Genomic DNA, 22,679 nt, shown 5'->3' with positions numbered 1-22,679 from the left:
CTATGTGCGGCATCGTCGGCATGGTCGGCCAAGGGCTGGTCAATCAGGAGATCTATGACGCCCTGCTGCTGCTGCAGCACCGTGGGCAGGACTCGACGGGCATCGCCACCGCCGAGCGCAGCGGCGTCTTCCATCAGGTGAAGGCGCGCGGGCAGGTGCGCGAGGCCTTCCGCACCCGCGACATGCGGTCGCTGCTGGGCGAGATCGGGCTCGGTCATGTGCGCTACGCGACGAAGGGCACCGCGTCGAGCGAGGAGGAGGCGCAGCCGTTCTACGTGAACGCCCCCTACGGCATCGTGCTCGTGCACAACGGCAACCTCACCAACACGCGTGAACTGACCGACGAGCTGTTCCACAAGGACCGCCGGCACCTCAACACGAGCTCCGACACCGAGCTGCTCGTGAACGTGCTCGCCGGCGAGCTGCAGCAGGTCATCTCGGGGCTCGAGCTCGACCCCGACCAGATCTTCGAGGCGGTGAGCCGCGTGCACCGCCGCGTCGAGGGCTCGTACGCCACGATCGCTCTCATCGCCGGGTATGGTCTCCTCGCGTTCCGCGACCCGTTCGGCATCCGCCCGCTGATCATCGGCACCCGCCAGGCCGCCAACGGCCGCTACGAGTGGATCGTGGCATCCGAGTCGCTCGTGCTGGAGAACGCCGGCTTCGAGGTCGTGCGCGACGTGCTGCCGGGGGAGGCCGTGTTCATCGACCTCGAGGGCACGCTGCACACGCGGCAGTGCGCCGAGCAGGCCACGCTCTTCCCGTGCTCGTTCGAGTACGTCTATCTCGCGCGTCCCGACTCGATCATGAACGGCATCTCGGTCTACGAGACGCGCCTGCGCATGGGCGACCGTCTGGCCGACACCATCGCGAAGTACACCCCGGCCGGCACGATCGACGTGGTCATGCCGATCCCCGACTCGTCGCGTCCCGCGGCGATGCAGGTGGCCCGCAAGCTCGGCATCGAGTACCGCGAGGGCTTCTACAAGAACCGCTACATCGGCCGCACGTTCATCATGCCCGGCCAGGCGGTGCGCAAGAAGAGCGTGCGCCAGAAGCTCAATGCGATGTCGAGCGAGTTCAAGGGCAAGAACGTGCTGCTGGTCGACGACTCGATCGTGCGCGGCACGACGAGCAAGGAGATCATCCAGATGGCGCGCGACGCGGGCGCGAAGAGCGTGACGTTCGCGTCGGCCGCGCCGCCGGTGCGCTACCCGCACGTCTACGGCATCAACATGCCCTCCCGCCACGAGCTCGTCGCCCACGGCCGCACGATCCCCGAGATCGCCAAGGAGCTCGGCGCCGACTACATGGTCTACCAGGAGATCGACGACCTGAAGGCGGCGATCCTCGAGGGCTCCGACGTCGAGGATCTCGACATGAGCTGCTTCGACGGCCGCTACGTCACGGGCACGGTCAGTGAGGAATACCTGGCCTGGGTCGAGGGCACGCAGACGTCCTGAGGGCGGTCGTCGCGAGCGGATGCCGCGTGCCCGCGTCGGCGCCACGTGGCGGGTGAGAGCGGGTCGGGCTCAGGCCTTCTCGTTGTCGAAGGCGTCTTCCTCTTCGAGCTCGTCCTCGTCGTCGTACTCGTCGGCCCACTTGTCGACGTACTGGTCGCCCTCGTCGCTGGGATGCCCGAGCTCACGCTCCAGCGCGGCGTAGTTCACGCTCGGGCTGTACGACTTGAGCTCACGGGCGATCTTGGTGTGCTTCGCCTTTTGACGGCCACGCCCCATGCGAGACCCCCTCACGATCTGAGAAGCGGGCTTCGAGGGGCCCGACGTATCCACGAGTCCGGCTGAGGAGCCGGGAAGAATAGCACTCAGAATAACACGGCGCATCGCCCCGCCTCCGTGCAGGGTGCGGGGCGATGCGCACGGTGTCGCCATGGTGCCGGACGCCGGGGTGCGGCATCCGAGAACCGCAGCGGCACTCAGCGCCGCAGGGCCCGGGTCAGCTCCCGCGCGGCCTCGTCGAGTGCGCGCTCCACCTCGTCGACCACGGTCGCGGCGAGCTCCCCGCCGCGCGCGACGTGGGTGCGGGCGTCGGCGCGCACCTGGGCGCGGAACTCGTTCACCACGACGTCGAGTCGGCGCACCTGCTCGCGGCTGTCGGCGCGGTCGTCGGGCTCGGTCACGAACGATCGCGGGGTGTGGCTGCGCTGGTCGGCCTTGGCCGCCGCGAGGTCGGCGCGCAGGCTCTTCATCGCGTCGCGCACGCTGCCGCGCACCTCTTCGGCGATGAGGCGCACCGAGTCCGACAGGTGCGCCTCGATGCCGTCGAGGTCGCCCCGGCGGGATGCCACTTCGGCGCGTCCGGCGTCGGTGATCTCGTAGACGGTCTTGCGTCCGTCGACGGTCTTGGTGACGAGCCCCTCCTCCTCCAGCTTCGACAGCCGCGGATAGATGGTTCCGGCGCTCGGCGTGTAGGTACCGCCGGTGCGGTCGGCGAGGGCCTGCATGAGGTCGTAGCCGTGCCGGGGGGACTCGTCGAGCAGGTTCAGCAGGTAGAGGCGCAGGTCGCCGTGGGAGAAGACCGCGGGAGTCATCGGGCACCGTCCTCAGGGGAGAGCGCCGCGTCGGGGGTGTGGCGCAGCAGCGTGACGTCGCCCGAGACCGAGTTGACGCGCACGTCGGCGAACGAGCCGCTGAGCTCGCCGATCGATCCGGTGAAGTTCACGCCCGGGCCGTTGCCGCGATGCACGATGCCGTCGAGCTGCACCTTCCCGCTGACACTGCGCAGCACGTAGTTGACGGCGAGGTCGGGGTCCAGACGCACGGTCGCGTCGCCCGACACCGTGTTGAAGCCGATCTGATGCACCGGGCCGGTCGAGTCGAACAGCAGCGCGCCCGACACGGTGTCGACGTCGGCCTTGGTGATGACGCCCGTCGCGGCGACGTCGCCCGACACGCTGTTGGCGCCGAGTCGACCTTCGAGCCCGCGCACCTGGACGTCGCCCGACACCGCGTTGAGGGTGAGCGATCCGGTGTGGCCGTCGACGATGATGTCGCCCGAGACGGTGTTGAGACGCGCGTCGCGCTGGAGGCCGGCGACGAGAGCGCTCGCGTTGACGACGCCGAGGGTGAGCGCGATGTCGCGGGGGACGGCCACGCTGATCTCGGCCTTGGGGCCGCCCGAGCCGAAGTTGCGGAACACCTCGAGGAAGTTGTCCCACCGCAGCTGGGGGTGGTCGATCTCGACGCGGTCGCCGTCGACCTCGACCCGGAGGTCTTTGACGGTGACGCCGTGCACCTCGATGCGCACGGTCGGCTCGTCGTGGGCGACGATGTCGACCTCGCCGCCCACGAGCCCCACCTTGAGGGCGGTCGCGGATGCGATGTCGATGACCCGGGTCTCGCCCGGGTGGATGAGCCACTTCTCAGGGGTCATGTCGTTCTCCTGGTTCGATGAACGCGATATATCGCGTGTTGTGACGATAACACGATATATCGCGTTTGCGTAAGCGCTGATCGAGAATCGGATGTCGCGGGCTTGACCTTGACGCGGCGTCAATCCCTACGCTCGAACCCGACGCCGACGGACATCCTCGCCGGCGCCGCACCCCGACGAACGGAGACCGCATGCGCAGCATCACGGACGTCACCCGCATCGCCGGCGTCACGAGCCGCACCCTGCGGCACTACGACGCGATCGGACTCCTGCCGGCGTCCTCGACAACCGCCGCCGGCTACCGCCTGTACGACGACGCCGCGCTCGTGCGCCTGCAGCGCATCCTGCTGCTGCGGGAGCTCGGGCTGCCGCTCTCCGACATCGCTGCCGCGCTCGACCGCGACGCCGACACGGCCACGGCGCTCGAGGTCCACCTCGACGCCATCGAACGCCGGCAGGAGCGGCTGCGGCGACAGGCGGCATCCGTCACCCACACCATCCACGCACTCCGGAGAGGAGAACGGCTCACGGCCGAGAACATGTTCGACGGGTTCGCCCACGAGGAGCACCGCGAGGAGGTCGAGCGGCGCTGGGGCGCGGATGCCTACGCCCGCAGCGACGCGTGGTGGCGCGGCATGAGCGCCGACGATCGCGCCGCGTGGCAGGAGCGCTCCCGCGCGCTGCAGTCCGACTGGCGCGCCGCGGCGATCGCCGGGGAGGATCCGTCCGGCGACGACGCGCAACGCCTCGCCGACCGTCACGTCGCCTGGCTGTGCGCGATTCCCGGCACGCCCGCGGGCGACGGCGGCGACGTACGCGCCTACGTGCGCGGCCTTGGCGACATGTACGTCGCCGATCCGCGTTTCGCCGCGAACTACGGCGGCGTCGACGGTGCGACGTTCGTGCGCGACGCGCTTCGCATGTGGGCCGATCGCGCCGACACGTGATGCCCGGACACAAAAGGATGCCGCGGCAGAAAGCCGCGGCATCCGCTCTCCTTGGGGGGACGGAGAGTCGACGGCGCGCGCACCCGAAACGCGCGACGTCCGGGGGAAGCGTCAGGCCTTGCGGCCGCCGATGACCCTCAGCAGGAATGCGATGAGCGCGATGACGCCCACGATCAGCGCGACCCACAGCAACCAGCTGAGGGCGGCGTTCAGTCCGCTGACGATCGCCACCACGATGGCGATGACGATGATGAGAACCAGGGCGATGTTCATGGATCCTCCGGTGGGTCGGCGCGAGGGGTCTCCTCGCAGAGGCGCACGACGGCGCACGCCCAGAGTGGCATCACGCCCCGCCCGCCGGCCCAGGCTTGACGACGCCCGCGCCCCGGTGCTAGCGCGGCCGTCGGCGGTGACGGATGCCGCGGCCGCGACCGGCAGCATCCCTCAGTCATACAGAAGGATCGGCGTGCGATACTGACCCCGATACAGACGTGTATCGGCCGGACTCCGGCATCCGTCAACGATCACGAAGGCCGACCGTGTCGCACCTCGCCGTCCTCAGCCTCAAGAACCGCGCTCTGATCGCCCTCGTCACCATCGTCGTGGCGATCTTCGGTGGCATCGCGCTCACGAGCCTCAAGCAGGAGCTCATCCCCTCCGTCGAGTTCCCGCAGCTCGCGATCGTCTCGAGCTACCCCGGGGCATCGCCCGAGGTCGTCTCGAACGATGTCTCGACCCCGATCGAGACGGCGATCCAGGGGGTGCCCGGTCTCGAGTCCTCGAGTGCGACCAGCACCGCCAACTCGTCGATCGTGCAGGCGTCGTTCACGTACGGCACCGACCTCACCACCGCCGAGCAGAAGGTCTCGCTCGCGATCGACCGCATCAAGAGCACGCTGCCCAGCGGCGTCGACCCGAGTGTGGTGACCGCGAGCGTGTCCGACTTCCCCGTCATCCAGGTCGCGGTCTCGGGATACTCCGACGAGGCGGCGGCCCAGGCGCGCCTCGAGTCGGTCATCGTGCCCAAGCTGCAGCAGCTTGCGGGTGTGAACGCCGCCCAGATCGTCGGCGGGCGGGCCCAGCAGGTCACGATCGTCCCCGATCCGGCAAAGCTCGCCGCACACGGCTACACGCAGACCGCCGTCAAGGACGCCCTGTCGCAGAACGGCATCCTCTTCCCCGGCGGAACGATCACCGAGGGCGACCAGACCCTCACGGTGCAGACCGGCACCAAACTGACGTCGGTCGATCAGATCACCGCACTCCCGCTCGTGCCCACGACCGCGCCGCAGCTGCTGAAGGGCGCTGTCACGATCGGCGACGTCGCCACCGTCACGCTCGGCCAGGCGCCGATCACCTCGATCTCCCGAGTGAACGGTGAGCCGTCCCTCACGATCGCGATCACGAAGCTCCCGTCCGCGAACACCGTCGACGTCTCCCGCGAGGTGCGCGACGCGCTGCCGGATCTCACCACCCAGCTCGGCGGCGGCTCGTTCACCGTCGTCTTCGATCAGGCGCCGTTCATCGAGCAGTCGATCCAGTCGCTCGCCGAAGAGGGACTGCTCGGACTCGTGTTCGCGGTCGTGGTGATCCTGCTGTTCCTGCTGTCGGTGCGATCGACGCTCGTCACGGCCATCTCGATCCCGACGAGCGTGCTCATCACCTTCATCGGCATCCAGGCGTTCGGGTACTCGCTCAACATCCTGACCCTCGGTGCGCTGACGATCGCGATCGGCCGCGTCGTCGACGACTCCATCGTCGTCATCGAGAACATCAAACGTCACTACGTCGGCGATGCCGAGAAGCTCCCCTCGATCATCAAGGCGGTGCGCGAGGTCGCGACCGCGGTGAGCGCCTCGACGCTCACCACCGTGGCCGTCTTCCTGCCGATCGCCTTCGTCGGCGACATCACCGGCGAGCTGTTCCGCCCCTTCGCGCTCACGGTCACCCTGGCGATGGTCGCCTCGCTCTTCGTGGCGCTGACCATCGTGCCGGTGCTGGCGTACTGGTTCCTGCGGCCGGGCAAGCCCGTGACGGATGCCGCGGGCGCCCCGATCGACCCCGAGCACGTGGATGCCCCGCCCACCCGCCTGCAGAAGGCGTACCTGCCGATCATCCGCTGGACGCTGAGGCACTCCTGGGTGACACTGCTCATCGCCGTGCTCGTGCTGGTCGGCACCGGCGGGCTGGCGCCGCTCATGAAGATCAACTTCTTGGGCGACTCCGGTCAGAACACGCTCACGGTGACGCAGTCGCTCGGCAACGCGGCCAGCCTCGACTCCGAGGACGCCGCAGCGAAACAGGTCGAGCAGGCGCTGAAGGGCGTCAGCGGCGTCCAGACGGTGCAGACCTCGATCGGCTCGAGCGGGTCGTCGTTGCGCGACGCCTTCTCGGGCGGCGGGTCAGGCGTGACCTACTCGATCACCACCGACGCCTCGGTCGATCAGGTCGATCTGCGCACCCGCGTGGAGTCGACGCTGTCGGCGCTTCCGAACGTCGGCACCGTGCAGGTGCAGGCGTCGGGCGGCGGGTTCACGTCGAGCAACATCGAGATCGACATCACCGCACCGGATGAGTCCTCGCTGCAGCAGTCGAGCGACGCGCTCGTGAAGGCTGTGCAGGGGAAGGCGGGCATCGGTCAGATCTCCAGCAACCTGTCCGCCTCGCTGCCCTTCATCGCCGTCACGGTCGACCGTGCGAAGGCCGCCGCGGCCGGGCTCTCCGAGGTCGCGGTCGGGAGCATCGTCTCGAACACCATGCGTCCGCAGCAGGTCGGCACCGTCGAGCTGAACGGAACCGGCGTGAGTGTCTACCTGCAGGCGAGCGACGTGCCCACGACTGTCGATGCGCTCAAGGCGCTGCAGATCCCGACGGCGGCCGGCGAGGTGCGCCTCGACTCGCTCGCCACTGTCGCACAGAGTCAGGGCCCGGTCTCGATCACGACCGACCGTGGCCAGCGCACCGCGGCGATCACCATCACGCCGTCGACCGACAACCTGGCGACAGCGACCGCGAGCGTCAACACCGCGCTCAAGGACACCGTGCTGCCCAGTGGCGCGACCGCCACGATCGGCGGTGTCGCCTCCGATCAGTCGTCGGCGTTCTCGCAGCTCGGGCTCGCGCTGCTCGCGGCGATCCTCATCGTCTACATCGTCATGGTCGCGACCTTCAAGTCGCTGCGTCAGCCGCTGCTGCTGCTGGTGTCGGTGCCGTTCGCCGCGACCGGTGCCATCATCCTGCAGGTCGTCACGGGCGTGCCGCTCGGTGTCGCGTCTCTCATCGGCGTGTTGATGCTCATCGGCATCGTCGTGACGAACGCGATCGTGCTCGTCGACCTCGTCAACCAGTACCGCGAGAAGGGTCTCTCGGCCCACGACGCCGTCATCGCCGGCGGCTCGCGGCGTCTGCGCCCGATCCTCATGACGGCGCTCGCGACGATCTTCGCGCTGACCCCGATGGCGCTCGGCATCACCGGGCACGGCGGGTTCATCTCGCAGCCGCTCGCGATCATCGTGATCGGCGGGCTCGTGTCGTCGACGCTTCTCACCCTGCTCGTGCTGCCGACGCTCTACAACCTCGTCGAGGGTGCCAAGGAGCGTCGTCAGGCGCGTCGGGCGGCGAAGACCTCGGCCGTGGCGGAGGCGAGCCCCGCGCACTGACCGGACGAGTGGCGCGGCGCCGGCTCCGGGAGGATGATCACCCCATGCAGTTCCTGGTGAACGTGGTCGACAGTCGCAGCTCGTCGGCGACGCCTGAGGAGATGGCCGCGATCGACGTCTTCAACCAGACGCTCGTCGACGGCGGCCACTGGGTGTTCGGGGCGGGCCTCGCGCATCCTGCGGCATCCGTTCTCATCGACGGTCGCGGCGCCGATCCGGTGCTCGTCGACGGACCTCTCGTCGAGGCGCCCGAGTGGACGTCGGGGTTCTGGATCATCGAGGCGGACGATGAGGATGCCGCGCGCACCCTGATGATCGAGGGTTCACGCGCGTGCAACCGCCGCCTCGAGCTGCGGCCGCTGCTCGGCCCGCCCGCGGACTGAGCGCGACGCGCCGAGCGCAGCAGCGGGCCGGCCGCAGCAGTCGGGACGACGCGGCTCTGCGCGCCGACCCGACTCCGTGCTCACGGTTCGAGCACGACCTTGCCGCGCAGGTGGCCCGCCTTCAGGTGCGCGTAGGCCGCTGTCACCTGATCGAGCGGGTACACCGAATCGATCGGGAAGAGGATCTCGCCCGTGGCGACGCGGCCGGCGAGCTCGGCCAGGTCCTTGTTGTCGGCTTTCGCGCCGCCGACGGAGGAGATGCCGTGCTGCGCCGCGAAGGAGTGCTCCGCGATCGTGTTGATGCGTCCGGTCGGCACGCCGAGCTCGACCGCGGCCTCGAGGGTCGCGCGACCCTGGTTGTCGAGCACCGCGTCGATGCCCTCGGGCGCGAGCTCGCGCAGACGCTCGACGAGTCCGTCGCCGTAGGCGACCGGCTCGATGCCGAGTTCGGTGAGGTAGCCGTGGTTGGCAGGGCTCGCCGTGCCGATCACGCGGGCTCCCGCGAGGCGGACCAGCTGCGCGGCGATGACGCCGACGCCGCCCGCGGCCGCCGAGACGAGCACGGTCTCGCCCGCCTGCGGTGCGACCTGACGGACGCTCGCCACAGCCGTGCGGCCGACGATGTCGAGTCCGCCGGCCTGCGCGACGGTGAGCCCGTCGGGGATCGGGATGACGCTGCCGGCGTCGACGACGACGTACTCGGCCTGCGCGAAGTAGCGGCTGCCGCCGAAGACCGCATCACCGACGGAGACCCCCGTGACACCCTCGCCGACCTGGTCGACGACACCGGCGTAGTCGTTGCCGTTGCCCGACGGCAGCACGATGTGGGCGCCATAGCCGCCCGGCTTGTCCTGCATCACCTCGATGATCTTCCAATCGACGGGGTTGAGTCCCGTCGCCTGCACCTTCACCCGCACCTGTCCGCCGTCCGCCTCGGGCGTGGGGATGTCCCGCACTTCGAGGTCGTCGGTGGCGCCCCAGCTCACGATCTGCACTGACTTCATGGGAGTTCCTTTCCGAGGAGGCCGCAACCGCGCGGCATCCATCGCCATTCCCCCGACGCGCGGGGTGTCGTCATCCGTGGTCACACGACGAGATCGATGCCCCAGACCAGTCGCCAGCTCTCACCGGGCGCCAGCCAGCGCAGCCCATCGCCCGAGTTGAGGGCGTCGGCGGGTGCCGTCATCGGCTCGATCGCGATCGCGACGGGGGTGCCGGGGAAACGGTCGGTGGTGAAGGCCTGCAGGTGGGTGAAGCCATCGCCCGCCCAGAGGTCGACGGTGCGTCCGTCCGGGGCGCGCAGCAGCCCGTGGATGCGCCCCTCGTCGTCGCGCACCGGGTCGGCGTACGCGGTGTCGATGTCGAGGTCGCCGACCCGACGCGGCGTGCGCAGGTCGTGGGCGGCATCGACCGGGGCGGTACCGACGGGCAGCTTGCGGTCGTCGAGCAGATAGCGGGTCGCGGCGTCGATCTCGACGGTCAGGTCGGCGGTCGCGACATCCGAGATCTGCAGGTACGGATGCGTTCCGACGGCGACGGGCGCGTCCTCTCCGCCGACATTGGTGATCTCATGACGTACCTCGATGCCGCGCTCCGCGATGCGATACGTGACGCGCGTGTCGAGGTGGAACGGATAGCCGGTCTGGGGCACGACCGGTGCCCGCAGGGTGACGCTGTCCGGGGCGACCTCGTCGGCTGCATACGTGGCGAAGCGCAGCAGCCCGTGCGAGGCGTTGCCCAGCTGAGGCTCGGTGAGCGCGAGCTGGTAGCTGCGGTCGCGCTGGCTCCAGGCTCCGGCACGCACACGGTTCGGCCACGGCACCAGCACGACCCCGCACGCAGCGGGTGTGGGCAGCTCATCGGGGTAGCCGGGCACGAGATCGACGCCGTCGACCGTCACCGCGCGCAGCGCCGCGCCGACGGGGGCGATGGAGGCCGAGACCGCGCCCCGACCGATGTGAAACGGGATGCCCGTGGCCGGCGCAGCACTCATGTCTTCAGCGTAATGCGACGTGCGCTACGATAGAGGGTCGGCTTCGGACACCGCGTGACGCGGTTTTCTTTCTTGTGTGAGTCCTCGGGGCCGATGGTGTGCGCTATTCGGCGCTCATGACCACCATCACTTGAACGGCCCCCGGCCCACGTGCGCCCGGGATGCTCGGCATGAACCGAGCGCTGTTCTCGTGCGTTCAGACACGAGGAAGAAGAACTCACCATGCCCAAGAACAAGAAGCCCGCCGGCGGTCGTCCGGCGAAGAACTTCGACCCGCGCTACGGGTCGAAGACCGGGTTCCAGGACCGCAAGCGCCGCCCGGGCGAGAGCTCGAGCGCCACGGCCCGTCCCGGCTCCAAGAGCCCCAACCACCGCGGATATCGCGCCGACGAGCAGGCCGCCGAGGCGCCCAAGCGTCGCTGGAGCGCCCAGGAGAAGGCCGGCCGCGACGAGGCTCGCGGCATCCGTCAGCACGCCGCCGACGGCGGTCGCGGCTCGTACCGCGACGACCGTCGTTCCTTCGAGGACCGCGGCGAGCGTCGCCCTTACGGCGACCGCGACCAGCGTCCGTCGTACGGCGACCGCACCGATCGTCCCGCCCGCGGCGGAGAGCGTCCGTCGTACCGCGATCGCGGCGACCGCCCCGCGTACGGCGACCGCGGCGACCGTCCCTCCTTCGGCGACCGTGCCGAGCGTCGTCCGTACGGCGAGCGTTCCGAGCGTCCGTCGTACGGTGACCGGGCGGAGCGTCGTCCGGCGCGTGACCGTGACGACCGCCCGTCGTATCGCGACCGCGGCGAGCGTCCCGCGTACGGTCAGCGTTCCGAGCGTCCCGCATACGGCGACCGCGACCAGCGTCCGTCGTACGGTGACCGTGCCGAGCGTCGTCCGGCGCGTGACCGTGACGAGCGTCCCGCGTACGGCGACCGCGGCGACCGGCCCTCCTTCGGCGATCGCGCCGAGCGTCGTCCGTACGGCGAGCGTTCCGAGCGTCCGTCGTACGGTGACCGGGCGGAGCGTCGTCCGGCTCGTGACCGTGACGACCGTCCGTCGTACCGCGACCGCGGCGACCGTCCCTCCTTCGGCGACCGCGACCGCCGCGACGACCGCGCCCCGCGCACGGGTGACCGCCGCGATGCCCGTCCCCGTCGTGACGACGCCCCGAACCGCGCCGACTGGAACGCGAAGCCTGCCCGCTTCGAGGAGCACGTCGACGTCGTGCACGAGCGTCTCGAGGCGCAGGCCGTCGAGGCCGAGACCGTCGAGGGTCAGGGTTTTGCCGAGCTCGGTCTCGGTCAGAACATCGTGAAGGCCCTCGCCGAGCTCGGCGCCGCCGCCCCGTTCGCGATCCAGGCGGCGACGATCGGCCCGATCCTCGCCGGCCGTGACGTGCTGGCCCGCGGTCGCACCGGCTCCGGCAAGACGATCGCGTTCGGCGCGCCGCTCGTCGAGTCGATCCTGCGCGCGCAGGCCGGCAGCAAGCGCGAGTACGGTCGCGCCCCCAAGGCGATCATCCTCGCGCCGACGCGCGAGCTGGCGCTGCAGATCGACCGCACCGTGCAGCCGATCGCCCGCAGCGTGGGCCTGTTCACCACGCAGATCTACGGCGGCGTCCCGCAGGCCCGTCAGGTCGGCGCGCTGAAGAAGGGCGTCGACATCATCATCGGCACCCCGGGCCGCATCGAGGACCTCATCGAGCAGGGTCGTCTCGACCTCTCCGAGGTGAGCATCGCGGTGCTCGACGAGGCCGACCACATGTGCGAGCTCGGTTTCGTCGAGCCGGTGCAGCGCATCCTGCGTCGCACCGCCGAGGGCAGTCAGAAGCTGCTCTTCTCGGCGACCCTCGACCGTGAGGTCGCCGCCCTCGTCGACGAGTTCCTCGTCGAGCCCGAGGTCTACGAGGTCGCCGGTGAGACGCAGGAGTCGGGCACGATCGACCACCGCGTGCTCGTGATCGACCACCGCGACAAGGCCGAGGTCGTCACCTCGCTCGTCGACCGTGAGGGCAAGACGCTCGTCTTCGCCCGCACCCGCGCCTACGCCGAGATGCTCGCCGAGAGCTTCGACGACGCCGGCATCCCGGCCGTCGCGCTGCACGGCGACCTCAACCAGGCCAAGCGCACTCGCAACCTGCAGCGTCTGACCGACGGCAAGGTGCGTGTGCTGGTGGCGACGGATGTCGCGGCCCGCGGCATCCACGTCGACGACATCGACCTCGTAGTGCAGGCCGACGCTCCCGACGAGTACAAGACCTACCTGCACCGCTCGGGCCGCACCGGACGCGCGGGTCGCAGCGGCACGGTCGTGACCCTCATCACCCGTCAGCGTCGTCGTCGCATGACGGAGATGCTCGAGCGCGCCGAGATCAACGCGCCCTTCGAGGATGCCCGCCCGGGCGACGACCTCATCGAGGAGCTCGCCGGTCGCCAGCTCGCCGAGGTCGACGCCTGATCCGATGACGCGGGCCCGAGCCGAGCCCCGTCGCCGCCTTCGCGGCCGTCCGTCAGAACAGACGGGCGGCCGCGGTCGTCTGTGGGGTGGGCACCGCGGAGGCGCCCGTCGTGCGCACCGCGGGCGGGGCGGATGCCGCGCCCCGACGGGTGCGCGTGGGCAGTTCGGTCTCATCCCGCCCGTCAAGTCGATGGGCGCGCAGCAGCGGACGCATCCGTCGCGCGAGCCATTGCCGGTAGGCGGCCGGGGTCGTCGCCGACACCCCGGGGAACAGCCCGCGGTACGACCCGACGAGGTCGGGCCTCTCCCGCGCGAGCCACGAGAAGAACCACGGCTTCACGCCCGGGCGCAGGTGCAGAGCGCCGTAGACGACGCGCGCCGCTCCCGCCTCACGGATACGCCGCAGCGCATCGTCGAGCTGGGCGATCGAGTCGGTGAGGTGGGGGAGCACGGGCATCAGGAACACCGTCGGGCGGAAGCCCGCGTCGGCGGCGGCGCGCACCGTCGCCAGGCGCGCGGCGGCCGTCGGGGTGCCGGGTTCGAGAGCGCTCTGCAGGGCGTCGTCGAACACGGCGATCGAGAACGCGAGTGATACGTCCACCTCGTCGTGCGCGGCGGCGAGCAGCGGGAGGTCGCGGCGCAGCAGCGTGCCCTTGGTGAGGATCGACAGCGGTGTGCCCGAGGAGGCGAGCGCGTCGATGATGCCCGGCATGAGCCGATAGCGCCCCTCCGCCCGCTGATACGGATCGGTGTTGGTGCCGAGGGCGACGTGCTCCCGGCCCCAGCTGCCGCGGCGCACCTCGGCGGCGAGCACCTCCGCGACGTTGATCTTCACGACGATCTGGGTGTCGAAGTCGCGACCGCCGTCGAGGTCGAGATAGGTGTGCGTGCCGCGCGCGAAGCAGTAGACGCAGGCGTGACTGCACCCGCGGTAGGGGTTCACCGTCCAGTCGAACGGCATCGCGGATGCCCCCGGCACGTGGTTCAGCGCCGACTTGGCCAGCACCTCGTGGAAGGTGATGCCTGCGAACTCGGGAGTCGTGACGCTGCGCACGATGCCGCCATCGCGGTCGAGGCCCGCGAGGGCCGCGGCATCCGTCTCTCCGACGCGTTGACCGTTCCACCTCATGCGCACAGTCGAACAAAGCATCGATGTTAAGTCAAGTCTGGCGGCGCCCACTATCGTAAATAGGTGAGGGTATGTGAATGCGATGGGTCGCGGCCGCACGCATCGCGGCACACAATGGACTGATGGCCGACGCCCCGCGGATCTCCGCGCTCCGATGGACCGTCACGATCGGCCTGGTCGCGATCGTGGTGGCGTCGGCGTGCGCGTTCGCGGTGCTGCCGCGTCTCGTGGCGCCGCGACACGTGGCCGCTGCGCCCGCCGTCGCTGCCGCACTCCCCGTCCCGGCACTCACGTCGACGCCCAACCCGGCGCCGCGGCCCTGCGACGACCCGGCGGTCACCGCGGCGCTCGCCGCGCGTGACGACGAGGCCGTCATCACGGCCGTGGGCGGTGGTGCCGCGTTCCGCGACGCCGTGGTCTCCGGAGACGCCCCCTGCATCACCCTCGCCGACGCGAACCACGTCTGGGTCGTCGTCGACAAGGCGCGCCCGCTCGAGCCGCTGTCCTTCGCGCCGGCCGCGCTCGCCAAGGTCGGTGTGCGCCTCGTGAACGGGGCAGGTCAACTGCAGCCGCCCGCCGCTGCCGCCCTCACCACGATGTCGGATGCCGCGGCCGCTGCGGGCGTGGGCGGCCTCGGGGTGGTGAGCGGCTACCGGTCGTACCAGACGCAGGTGAGCACGTACGCGTCGAATGTCGCGAACGGCGGCAAGGCGGCTGCCGATGCGACGAGCGCTCATCCCGGATACAGCGAGCACCAGACCGGGTTCGCGACGGACGTCGTCTCGTGCACCTCTGCCGGATGCGGCACGATGGACGGCTTCGGCACGTCGGCGGCCGGGAAATGGGTGGCCGAGAACGGCTGGCGCTACGGATTCATCGTGCGCTACGAGCCGGGGCAGACGGCGGTGTCGGGGTACGACTCCGAGCCCTGGCACCTGCGCTACATCGGGCCGCAGCTCGCGGCGGCGTACCATGACGGCGGGTTCCACACGCTCGAGGCGTTCTTCGGACTGCCCGCCGCGCCGAACTACCTCGGGTGACCGGTCCGGCCACCCGAGGCATCCGTCATCGCTCGTCGTGTCGATCGCGCTGCGCGGCTCGCGCCATACGCGTTGCCTCTTCCGTTCGAATCGTGTCGGTCGACACCTCGGACGGACGCTCGCCCTCGTCCCACAGCCGATCCACCGCTGCGGCGGGGGATGTCGTTGCGGCGAGCGAGGCCTCGAGGGCACGCTCATAACGGTTCTGACGACGCTTGAGCCATAGTCCCGCGGCGACGAGCACGATCAGCACCGCGTAACAGGTCGCCGCGAACGGATGCAGCACGAGATCGCCCATGCTGCCCTGGCTCAGCTGGAGCGCCTTACGCAGCTGCTGCTCGCCCATCGGGCCGAGGATGAGGCCGACGATGAGGGGGGCCACCGGGTAGCCGAAGCGCCGCATGACATACCCGAGTGCCCCGACGATCAGAAGGATGAGCACGTCGATCGTCGAGAACCGCACCGCGTAGGCGCCGAGGGCGGCGAACGTCAGGATTCCGGCGTAGAGGTACGGACGGGGGATCTGCAGGAGCTTCACCCAGATGCCCGCGAGCGGCAGATTCAGCACCAGTAGCAGCACGTTGCCGATGTAGAGGCTCGCGATGAGCGCCCACACCAGGTCGCCCTGCGACTGGAAGAGCTGCGGCCCGGGCTGGATGCCGTACGACTGGAATGCCGTGATGATGATCGCGGCGGTCGCGGTCGTCGGAAGACCGAGTGTCAGGAGCGGGACGAGCACACCGGCGGCGGCGGCGTTGTTGGCTGCCTCGGGGCCGGCGACCCCCTCGATCGCCCCACGTCCGAACTGCTTCTTGTGGCGCGAGAAGCGCTTCTCGGTGGCGTACGACAGGAACGTGGCGACATCGGCGCCGCCCGCCGGGATCGTTCCGATCGGGAAGCCGATCGCGGTGCCGCGCAGCCACGGCTTCCACGATCGGCGCCAGTCCTCGCGGGACATCCAGCTGCGCCATCCGCGAGTCACGGGGATGATCGGGATCGGCCCGCTGCGCAGTCTCGCTGCAACGTAGAGCGCCTCGCCGACTGCGAACAGCGCGACCGCGACGAGAACCACACTGATGCCGTCGGAGAGCGCAAGCATGCCCATCGTGTAGCGCGCCTGACCGGTGGTCTGCTCGGTGCCGACGAGGCCGATGAGCAGGCCGATGCCGAGAGAGGCGATGCCGCGGGAGACCGACGAACCCAGCAGCGCGCCTACCGTGATGAACGCCACGACGATGAGGGCCACGAAGTCGGCCGGCGCGAGGTTGACCGCGAAGCCGGCGATCACCGGCGCGAAGAGCGTCAGGAGGGCGGTCGCGATGGTGCCGGCGACGAATGAGCCGATGGCGGCAGTCGCGAGCGCTGCTGCTCCCCGACCGAGTTTGGCCATCTTGTTGCCTTCGATCGCCGTGATGACCGACGCCGACTCGCCCGGGGTGTTCAGCAGGATGCTCGTGGTCGAGCCGCCATACATGCCGCCGTAGTAGATGCCTGCGAACGTGATGATCGCGGCGGTGGGTGGCAGTGAGTACGTCAGCGGCAGCAGGAGCGCCACCGTCATCGCCGGCCCGATGCCGGGGAGTACGCCGACGGCGGTTCCGACGAGCACGCCGATGAACGCGAACAGCAGGTACTCGGGCTGGACGGCCGTGGCGAAGCCCTGCAGGAGGAGGGAGATGTTGTCCATGAGGTTCCTAGAAGAGGGGGCCGGGGCCGTACCAGGCGTCGAATGCCCAGCCGCGGGGGAGGAAGAGCCCGAGGCCCTCGCCGAACAGGATCTGGGTTGCGATGCCCAGAACGAGCCCGGCGGTGAGAGCGATCCACCACTTCTTGGCGCCGAGGCTGAGGGCTGCGCCGCCGAACAGAAGTGCTGCGGTGAGCCACCAGCCGAGAACGTCCAGCAGCAGAACGACGCCGACGAACAGCAGCACGAGCTTCGTGATCGTCCACCAGTCGGTGCGGGCACTCGAATCGATGTCCTCGCCCTCCTCGCGCTGACCGAGGCGGCCGCGGAGCACGCCGAAGATGAGAGCGACGCCGGCACCGATGAGCAGCGCCGACACGAGGAACGGGAAGACGCGCGGGCCCACCTGGGCGCCGGCGGGGGTGCGGATCGCAAAGGCGCCGATCAGCGCGTAGAGGCCGAGGCCGAACACCAGCGCCGCGAACACGAGCTCCCCGATGCGATCCCCGCTCCACCTCCGGGGCGGCGACGCCGCCCCGGAGGTGGGAGTGATGTCCGTCGTCACGACGTGAGCCCGATGTTCTTCAGCGTCGACTGCACGTCGGAGATGTTGGCGGTGAGGAATGTCGAGAGCTCATCCCCGGTGAGGAACGCGTCCGTCCAGCCCTTGTCCTTGAGCGTCGCCTGCCACGCAGCCGATGCGTGCATGCGGGTGATCAGGTCGACCAGTTGCTGCTTCTGCTCGGCGCTGATACCGCCCGGTGCGAGAAGCCCGCGCCAGTTCGTGTAGACGACGTCGTAGCCCTGCGAGGTCATGGTGGGCGCCGAAGGGATCAGGGCCGCCGGGGCGTCACTGGACACCGCGAGGGCGCGCAGGTCACCGGAGGTGACGTATTCGGCGAATTCGCCGACGCCGGAGATGCCGGCCGACGCGTTCTTGCCGAGAAGCAGCGACACCGCTTCACCGCCGCCGGAGTTGGGCACATAGTTGAGCTTCTCGGTGATGCCCGCCCCGTCGAGGCCTGCGGACTCGAGCAGCAGCCCCGCGAGGATGTGGTCGGCGCCACCGGCGGAGCCGCCGGTGATGGTGATCTTCTGCCCATCGGCGAGCACCGCGTCGACCAACTCCTTGAGCGTCTGGTACGGCGAATCCTTGGGCACGACGACCACCAGGGGCTCGTCGGTCAGCCGGGCGATCGGTGTCGTGTCCTCGAGTCGGTTCTGCGCCGAGTTCGTCTCCACCGCGCCCACCATGACCAGGCCCGTGACCATGAGGGTGTACGGGTTGCGCTCATTCGCGAGCGAGGCGAGGCCGACCGTGCCTCCGGCGCCGCCCACGTTGTTGACCGGAGCGGCGCCGACCAGCTTGTCGCCGGTGAGAGTCGACGAGATCGCGCGACCGGTCTGGTCCCAGCCGCCGCCAGGATCGGCGGGAACGATGATCTGCACAGATGACGGTCCGGCTGCAGAGCCGCCGCTCGATGCCTGCGGATGGCAGGCCGTCAAGCTGAGGGCGACCGCCGCGAGCAGGGCGGCGGTGGCGAAGCGTGTGCGCATGTGAGGTCGACTCTCCTTCGAGTACGGGGATGCGCCGTCGCATCCCCTCAATGCCACCCGACGTTAGGGGGGTCGATGTGCTCGGGCGCGCTTGCGAAAGTAAGCGAGGGTTCGGAAAGTATTGGTCTCGTGCGCGCCGCCGTCAGCGCCACCCAACGGGCAGAATGTCCTCCATGCGCCGAGCAATGTCGCTGAGGCTGCAGTTGCTTCTGCTGCAGGCCGCCATCGTGTGCGTGGTGACGGTCGCGACGGGCGCGGTCGCCATCAGCGTGCAGGAACTGGCCATCAGAGACGCCCATCGTGAGCGCATGGTCGGCGTCGCTCAATCGATCGCCCGTTTGCCCTCGATCCATGACGCCCTCGACTCGCCGAATCCGAGCGCGAAGATCCAGCCGATCGCCGAGGTGCTGCGCGAGTCCTCGCAGCTCGCCTATGTCGTCGTGACGGATGCCGCCGGCATTCGGCTGAGCCATCCGAACCCTGAGCGCATCGGCGAGAAGGTGTCGACCGATCCCTCGGTTCCGCTGTCCGGTGAGGTCTATGTCGGCACGCAGACCGGGACCCTCGGCGAGTCGTGGCGCGTGAAGGTCCCGATCTTTGACGACGCGCAGCGCGTGATCGGAACCGTGTCCGTCGGCATGCTGGAGTCGGCCCTCGCCGCGGACGTGCAGATCTGGCTGCCCTGGCTGCTGGTCGCGGTCGCCGGGTCGACGCTGGTCGGCGTGTTCGGAGCGGCTGGAGTCACCGCCCTCGTTCGCCGGCGCATCTTCCGGCTGGAGCCCCAGCAGATCGCCGAGCTCGTCGACAGCCGGGAGACGATGCTCCACCGTCTCAGTGAGGGTGTCGTCACCGTCGACAGCGACGGCCGTGTCTCGATGGCCAACGACGCCGCAGCACGACTGCTCAACGTCGACGATCTGGTCGGGCGCCCGCTCACCGAGGTGGTCGATGCGCCGATCCTCGCCGTGCTCGAGGAAGGCGAGCCCGACGGGCGACTCGTGCTGGCGGGCGAGCGGGCACTGATCGCCCGCGGCACCGGCACGATCGACGATGACGGCCGGCGCGTGGGCGGCACTCTGCTGCTGAGGGATCACACCGAGCTCCACGCGGCGCTGCGGGAGATGGATGGCACGCAGTCGCTCACCGACGGACTGCGCGCGCAGGCACACGAGTTCTCCAACTCCCTGCATGTCATCTCCGGACTGCTCGAGATCGGCCAGATCGATGAGGCTCGGGAGTTCGTCGCAAAGAGTCGCTCAGGCGGGGCGCTCGCCGTCGATGAGCCGGCCGCGAACCTCGGCGCGGAACTGGCGGCGCTGCTGTCGGTGAAGCTCGCGCAGGCGCGCGAGCGGGGGCTCGTGATGACGGTGGACGTCGAGGGGACGGTGCCGGGGGAGGCATCCGATGATCTGCGCACGGTGATCGGCAACCTCATCGACAACGCGTTCGACGCGTGTCGTGCCGAGGATCGCGTCGCGGTGGTCGTGCAGGCGGTGTCGGGCGAGGTGCGTGTGAGGGTGGACGATTCGGGCCCCGGCCTCGACGATGAGGTCGCTCGGCGCGCCTTCGACGAAGGGTTCAGCACGAAGGATGTCGCCGGTCGCCGCCGCGGCATCGGCCTCGCTCTCGTCGCGCGGGTCGCGCGGCGTCGCGGTGGCGGGGCCCGGGTGTCGCGGTCTCCCTGGGGCGGGGCGTGCTTCGAGGTCGAGCTACGGGTGCCGATGGCGGTGACCGCACGATGAACGTCCTCCGCGTGCTCATCGTCGACGATGTTCCGGCCGTCGCATCTCTGCACGCCCGGTTCGTGGACGCCCACGGCGGATGTCAGGTCGTGGGCACGGCTGCGACCGGTCCGGAAGCGGTGCGACTGGTGCGCGATCTCGCGCCCGATCTCGTGCTGCTCGACGTGTTCCTCCCCGGTTTCACCGGGCTCGAGGCCCTGCGGGTGCTGCGTTCCGACGGCACGATCGTGCAGCCGGAGGTCATCGCGGTGACGGCGGCCCGTGACGTCGACACCGTGCGAGCGGCTCGCATGCGCGGTGCTCGGCATTACCTGGTGAAGCCGTTCACGGCGGACGATCTTCATGCGCGTATCGACGATGTCCTTGCTGAGCGACGGGTGCCGCAGTCAATGCGCCCGGGGCTCGACCAGGATTCGGTCGATGCTCTGATGCGACCCGGCGCCAGGCGGCAGCTGCCCAAGGGTTTGAGTGCTCCGACGCTCCTCGTCGTGCGCAGTGCGCTCGCCGAGGCGGGCGAGGCGAGCGCTGCCGAAATCGCGGACCTCGCGGGACTCTCTCGCGTCAGCTGTCGGCGCTACCTCGAGCACCTCGCCGACTCGGGCACCGCGACCCGGTCACTTGACTACGGCACTGCCGGTCGCCCTCGAACGCGGTACCGGATCGCCGCGGAATCCCGCTGCTCCGGCCCGGTTGCGGCATCCCCACAACGCTGACACCGAGTTCCGCAGACGGTGACATGCAATTCCACAATGCCCTGGCCTGCGGCCCGCCTCGCGACCTAGGATCGCAGGGGCGGCGTGGCCACGAGCGCAGCCGCGAGCGGGTATCCCGCCGAAGCGAAGACGGAAGGACTGCGCACATGGAGCGCGACATCTACGACGAGGACCACGAGGCGTTCCGCGACGTCGTCAAGGAGTTCCTCAAGCGGTACGCGACGAACGAGAAGCGCGTGCAGTGGGAGAAGGACGGCGAGATCGACCGCGCGACCATGCTGGCCGCGGGTGAGGCGGGCATCATCGGCCTGTCGGTGCCGGAGGAGTTCGGCGGCGCCGGCATGCTGCAGGACTACCGCTTCCGCTCGATTGTGCTCGAGGAGACGATCGGCGTCGGACAGGGCTCGCTTGCCGGTGCGTTCGGCATCCAGGACGACCTGGCGGTTCCGTACCTCGTGCACATGGGCACCCAGGAGCAGAAGGAGAAGTGGCTCCCGCGCATGGCCACCGGCGAGGTGCTCGGTGCGCTTGCGATGACCGAGCCCGGCGCGGGCAGCGACCTGCGCGGCATCAAGACCACCGCGAAGAAGGTCGACGGCGGCTACATCGTCAACGGCGCCAAGACCTTCATCTCCTCGGGCAAGACCGCGGACATCGTCGTCACGTTCGTGAAGACCGGCGAGGGCAACCGTCCCGAGGCCTTCAGCCTGCTGATCCTCGAGAGCGGCATGGAGGGCTTCGACCACGGCAAGAAGCTCGAGAAGATGGGCTTCCACGGGTGGGACACCGCCGAACTCTCGTTCAGCGACGTCTTCGTGCCCGACGAGAACCTCATCGGCGGCAAGGAGGGCCTCGGCTTCATCCAGCTCATGATGAACCTGCCTCTCGAGCGCCTCTCGATCGGTGTCGCGGCGGCCGCCGCGGGCGAGGCCGCGTTCGTCTGGACGCGCGACTACACGCTCAGCCGTGAGGCGTTCGGCCAGTCGATCTCCGACTTCCAGAACACCCGGTTCCGTCTCGCCGACATGGCCACGACCGTCGATGTGATGTGGGCGTACATCGACCGCGCGATGCTGCTCTACAAGGACAAGAAGCTCACGGCCGAGGAGGCCGCGAAGGTGAAGTTCTGGGCGACCGACCGCGAGTGGGAGCTGCTCGATCTCGGCGTGCAGCTGCACGGCGGCTACGGCTACATCACCGAGTACCCGATCGCCCGGGCGTTCCTCGACGCGCGCGTGCACCGCATCTACGGCGGCACGAACGAGATCATGCGCGACATCGTGTCGCGTCAGATCGTCGGCAAGCGCTGACGCTCGGCACGAGGGGGACGGGGCGGATGCCTCGTCCCCCTCGTCATGCGCGGGCAGGAGCCGCCGCCCCGCGGCGTGGGTCTCGGGTCAGGATGCGGCGACGACGACGAAGACCGCGACGGTGAGCACCCAGCCCCCGGCGACCACGGCGGTGTCGAGGCGATGCCAGCGTGCGACCCGCGGCTCGGTGCGAGTCGCGTGGGCGCCGAACGCGCGCGCGTCCATCGCGAGCGCCACGCGTTCCGCGTGGCGGATGGCCCCGGCCAGCAGCGGCACCGCGTAGCCGAATCCCCGCGCGAGCGCGGTGAACGGGCCGGGGGGCGCGGCATCCCTCACCCGGTGCGCGCGCCGGATGACGTCGAGCTCGCGCGCGAACCGGGGCACGAAACGCAGCGCGGCGAGGGCGGCGTAGCCGACGCGGTAGGGCACGCGCAGGTGCTGCACGAGCGCCCGCACGAGGTCCGGTCCGTCGGCCGCCGAGCCCGCGGCGAACAGCAGCGCGGTGATGGCCGCCAGCCGCAGTGCCGTGGCCGCCCCGACGGTGAGCGCGCCGACGGTGAGGTCGCGCCCGGCGATGCCCACCGCGACGCGGGTGTCGGCGACCGTGGCGGGGTCGACCCACAGCGCGAACAGCAGCGCGAGCGCGACGATCGCGACCGGCAGCGCCAGCACGAGCAG

General features: G+C 69.9%; 20 protein-coding genes. 9 read left to right on the top strand and 11 right to left on the bottom strand.

Annotated features, from left to right (window positions below):
- The first annotated feature begins 2 nt into the window (after positions 1 to 2).
- A complete protein-coding gene (purF, locus tag BGO15_RS01015; RefSeq protein WP_056206271.1) occupies positions 3 to 1,463 on the top strand; it encodes an amidophosphoribosyltransferase in 1,461 nt (486 codons plus the stop codon).
- Between the two features lie 69 nt (positions 1,464 to 1,532).
- Here purF and BGO15_RS01010 read toward each other — a convergent pair whose 3' ends face one another.
- The 3 genes from BGO15_RS01010 to BGO15_RS01000 all read right to left on the bottom strand — a co-directional run bounded on the left by BGO15_RS01010 (position 1,533) and on the right by BGO15_RS01000 (position 3,393).
- Positions 1,533 to 1,739 carry a DUF3073 domain-containing protein gene (locus tag BGO15_RS01010; protein WP_045247548.1) on the bottom strand — a complete coding sequence of 69 codons (207 nt, stop codon included), beginning with the start codon at positions 1,737 to 1,739 and terminating at the stop codon, positions 1,533 to 1,535.
- A gap of 197 nt (positions 1,740 to 1,936) precedes the next feature.
- Positions 1,937 to 2,551 carry a PadR family transcriptional regulator gene (locus tag BGO15_RS01005; protein ID WP_045247547.1) on the bottom strand — a complete coding sequence of 205 codons (615 nt, stop codon included), beginning with the start codon at positions 2,549 to 2,551 and terminating at the stop codon, positions 1,937 to 1,939.
- Complete coding sequence (locus BGO15_RS01000; protein ID WP_045247546.1) at positions 2,548 to 3,393, bottom strand: DUF4097 family beta strand repeat-containing protein; 846 nt, start codon at positions 3,391 to 3,393, stop codon at positions 2,548 to 2,550. Before BGO15_RS01000 ends, BGO15_RS01005 begins: the two co-directional genes overlap by 4 nt.
- Before the next feature lie 191 nt (positions 3,394 to 3,584).
- Here BGO15_RS01000 and BGO15_RS00995 point away from each other — a divergent pair, with 191 nt between their 5' ends.
- Positions 3,585 to 4,340, top strand: coding sequence for a MerR family transcriptional regulator (locus BGO15_RS00995; protein WP_056206275.1), 756 nt, complete (start codon positions 3,585 to 3,587; stop codon positions 4,338 to 4,340).
- 111 nt (positions 4,341 to 4,451) lie between these two features.
- Here the strand turns inward: BGO15_RS00995 and BGO15_RS00990 are convergent, their stop codons facing one another.
- Positions 4,452 to 4,613 carry a hypothetical protein gene (locus BGO15_RS00990; RefSeq protein WP_048809092.1) on the bottom strand — a complete coding sequence of 54 codons (162 nt, stop codon included), beginning with the start codon at positions 4,611 to 4,613 and terminating at the stop codon, positions 4,452 to 4,454.
- Between the two features lie 266 nt (positions 4,614 to 4,879).
- Between BGO15_RS00990 and BGO15_RS00985 the strand changes: the two genes are divergently transcribed.
- Entirely contained in the window at positions 4,880 to 7,999 is a 3,120-nt protein-coding gene (locus tag BGO15_RS00985; RefSeq protein WP_056519708.1) for an efflux RND transporter permease subunit, read from the top strand.
- A gap of 44 nt (positions 8,000 to 8,043) precedes the next feature.
- Entirely contained in the window at positions 8,044 to 8,382 is a 339-nt protein-coding gene (locus BGO15_RS00980; protein ID WP_056206277.1) for a YciI family protein, read from the top strand.
- A gap of 80 nt (positions 8,383 to 8,462) precedes the next feature.
- On the opposite strand, the gene BGO15_RS00975 is transcribed toward BGO15_RS00980, so the two are convergent.
- Together BGO15_RS00975 and BGO15_RS00970 are read right to left on the bottom strand one after the other, a co-directional pair.
- Positions 8,463 to 9,386 (bottom strand): NADP-dependent oxidoreductase, encoded by a 924-nt coding sequence (locus BGO15_RS00975; protein ID WP_056206279.1) that lies wholly within the window; start codon positions 9,384 to 9,386, stop codon positions 8,463 to 8,465.
- Between the two features lie 80 nt (positions 9,387 to 9,466).
- Positions 9,467 to 10,375 (bottom strand): aldose 1-epimerase family protein, encoded by a 909-nt coding sequence (locus tag BGO15_RS00970; RefSeq protein ID WP_056519712.1) that lies wholly within the window; start codon positions 10,373 to 10,375, stop codon positions 9,467 to 9,469.
- Positions 10,376 to 10,597: 222 nt separating this feature from the next.
- On the opposite strand from BGO15_RS00970, the gene BGO15_RS00965 reads away from it, so the two are divergent.
- Positions 10,598 to 12,826, top strand: coding sequence for a DEAD/DEAH box helicase (locus BGO15_RS00965; RefSeq protein WP_056519715.1), 2,229 nt, complete (start codon positions 10,598 to 10,600; stop codon positions 12,824 to 12,826).
- 52 nt (positions 12,827 to 12,878) lie between these two features.
- Here BGO15_RS00965 and BGO15_RS00960 read toward each other — a convergent pair whose 3' ends face one another.
- Complete coding sequence (locus BGO15_RS00960; protein WP_056519718.1) at positions 12,879 to 13,955, bottom strand: Rv2578c family radical SAM protein; 1,077 nt, start codon at positions 13,953 to 13,955, stop codon at positions 12,879 to 12,881.
- Between the two features lie 122 nt (positions 13,956 to 14,077).
- Between BGO15_RS00960 and BGO15_RS00955 the strand changes: the two genes are divergently transcribed.
- Positions 14,078 to 14,995, top strand: a complete 918-nt coding sequence (locus BGO15_RS00955; protein WP_056206283.1) for a M15 family metallopeptidase — start codon at positions 14,078 to 14,080, stop codon at positions 14,993 to 14,995.
- A gap of 25 nt (positions 14,996 to 15,020) precedes the next feature.
- On the opposite strand, the gene BGO15_RS00950 is transcribed toward BGO15_RS00955, so the two are convergent.
- From BGO15_RS00950 to BGO15_RS00940, 3 genes are read right to left on the bottom strand one after another with little or no spacing between them, the layout of a single operon-like run.
- Complete coding sequence (locus BGO15_RS00950) at positions 15,021 to 16,682, bottom strand: tripartite tricarboxylate transporter permease (RefSeq protein WP_082482964.1); 1,662 nt, start codon at positions 16,680 to 16,682, stop codon at positions 15,021 to 15,023.
- A 7-nt stretch (positions 16,683 to 16,689) separates the two neighbouring features.
- The gene (locus BGO15_RS00945; RefSeq protein ID WP_082482965.1) at positions 16,690 to 17,244 is read right to left on the bottom strand and encodes a tripartite tricarboxylate transporter TctB family protein; all 555 of its coding nucleotides are present in this window, start codon (positions 17,242 to 17,244) and stop codon (positions 16,690 to 16,692) included.
- Entirely contained in the window at positions 17,241 to 18,236 is a 996-nt protein-coding gene (locus BGO15_RS00940; protein WP_056206286.1) for a Bug family tripartite tricarboxylate transporter substrate binding protein, read from the bottom strand. Before BGO15_RS00940 ends, BGO15_RS00945 begins: the two co-directional genes overlap by 4 nt.
- Positions 18,237 to 18,409: 173 nt before the next feature.
- On the opposite strand from BGO15_RS00940, the gene BGO15_RS00935 reads away from it, so the two are divergent.
- From BGO15_RS00935 to BGO15_RS00925, 3 genes are all read left to right on the top strand, one after another.
- On the top strand, positions 18,410 to 19,978 hold the full coding sequence (locus tag BGO15_RS00935) for an ATP-binding protein (RefSeq protein ID WP_200934413.1): 1,569 nt from the start codon (positions 18,410 to 18,412) through the stop codon (positions 19,976 to 19,978).
- Positions 19,975 to 20,691 carry a response regulator gene (locus BGO15_RS00930; RefSeq protein WP_056209604.1) on the top strand — a complete coding sequence of 239 codons (717 nt, stop codon included), beginning with the start codon at positions 19,975 to 19,977 and terminating at the stop codon, positions 20,689 to 20,691. The genes BGO15_RS00935 and BGO15_RS00930 overlap by 4 nt, the downstream gene beginning before the upstream one ends.
- 146 nt (positions 20,692 to 20,837) lie before the next feature.
- Positions 20,838 to 22,001, top strand: coding sequence for an acyl-CoA dehydrogenase family protein (locus BGO15_RS00925; RefSeq protein ID WP_045247535.1), 1,164 nt, complete (start codon positions 20,838 to 20,840; stop codon positions 21,999 to 22,001).
- Positions 22,002 to 22,088: 87 nt separating this feature from the next.
- Here the strand turns inward: BGO15_RS00925 and BGO15_RS00920 are convergent.
- On the bottom strand, positions 22,089 to 22,679 hold a 591-nt coding region (locus tag BGO15_RS00920), incomplete at its 5' end, for an energy-coupling factor transporter transmembrane component T (RefSeq protein WP_286746656.1).

The organism is Microbacterium sp. 71-23, assembly GCF_001897265.1.
GTDB lineage: Bacteria > Actinomycetota > Actinomycetes > Actinomycetales > Microbacteriaceae > Microbacterium > Microbacterium ginsengisoli.
Note: the sequence above shows the minus strand (reverse complement) of the source record. Positions and strands in the feature narration are given on the sequence as shown.

Bases quoted from the DNA above. Each gene is read 5' to 3' on its own strand.
- purF (WP_056206271.1), top strand. From the start codon at position 3: ATGTGCGGCATCGTCGGCATGGTCGGCCAAGGGCTGGTCAATCAGGAG.
- BGO15_RS01010 (WP_045247548.1), bottom strand. From the start codon at position 1,739: ATGGGGCGTGGCCGTCAAAAGGCGAAGCACACCAAGATCGCCCGTGAG.
- BGO15_RS01005 (WP_045247547.1), bottom strand. From the start codon at position 2,551: ATGACTCCCGCGGTCTTCTCCCACGGCGACCTGCGCCTCTACCTGCTG.
- BGO15_RS01000 (WP_045247546.1), bottom strand. From the start codon at position 3,393: ATGACCCCTGAGAAGTGGCTCATCCACCCGGGCGAGACCCGGGTCATC.
- BGO15_RS00995 (WP_056206275.1), top strand. From the start codon at position 3,585: ATGCGCAGCATCACGGACGTCACCCGCATCGCCGGCGTCACGAGCCGC.
- BGO15_RS00990 (WP_048809092.1), bottom strand. From the start codon at position 4,613: ATGAACATCGCCCTGGTTCTCATCATCGTCATCGCCATCGTGGTGGCG.
- BGO15_RS00980 (WP_056206277.1), top strand. From the start codon at position 8,044: ATGCAGTTCCTGGTGAACGTGGTCGACAGTCGCAGCTCGTCGGCGACG.
- BGO15_RS00975 (WP_056206279.1), bottom strand. From the start codon at position 9,386: ATGAAGTCAGTGCAGATCGTGAGCTGGGGCGCCACCGACGACCTCGAA.
- BGO15_RS00970 (WP_056519712.1), bottom strand. From the start codon at position 10,375: ATGAGTGCTGCGCCGGCCACGGGCATCCCGTTTCACATCGGTCGGGGC.
- BGO15_RS00965 (WP_056519715.1), top strand. From the start codon at position 10,598: ATGCCCAAGAACAAGAAGCCCGCCGGCGGTCGTCCGGCGAAGAACTTC.
- BGO15_RS00960 (WP_056519718.1), bottom strand. From the start codon at position 13,955: ATGAGGTGGAACGGTCAACGCGTCGGAGAGACGGATGCCGCGGCCCTC.
- BGO15_RS00955 (WP_056206283.1), top strand. From the start codon at position 14,078: ATGGCCGACGCCCCGCGGATCTCCGCGCTCCGATGGACCGTCACGATC.
- BGO15_RS00950 (WP_082482964.1), bottom strand. From the start codon at position 16,682: ATGGACAACATCTCCCTCCTCCTGCAGGGCTTCGCCACGGCCGTCCAG.
- BGO15_RS00940 (WP_056206286.1), bottom strand. From the start codon at position 18,236: ATGCGCACACGCTTCGCCACCGCCGCCCTGCTCGCGGCGGTCGCCCTC.
- BGO15_RS00935 (WP_200934413.1), top strand. From the start codon at position 18,410: ATGCGCCGAGCAATGTCGCTGAGGCTGCAGTTGCTTCTGCTGCAGGCC.
- BGO15_RS00930 (WP_056209604.1), top strand. From the start codon at position 19,975: ATGAACGTCCTCCGCGTGCTCATCGTCGACGATGTTCCGGCCGTCGCA.
- BGO15_RS00925 (WP_045247535.1), top strand. From the start codon at position 20,838: ATGGAGCGCGACATCTACGACGAGGACCACGAGGCGTTCCGCGACGTC.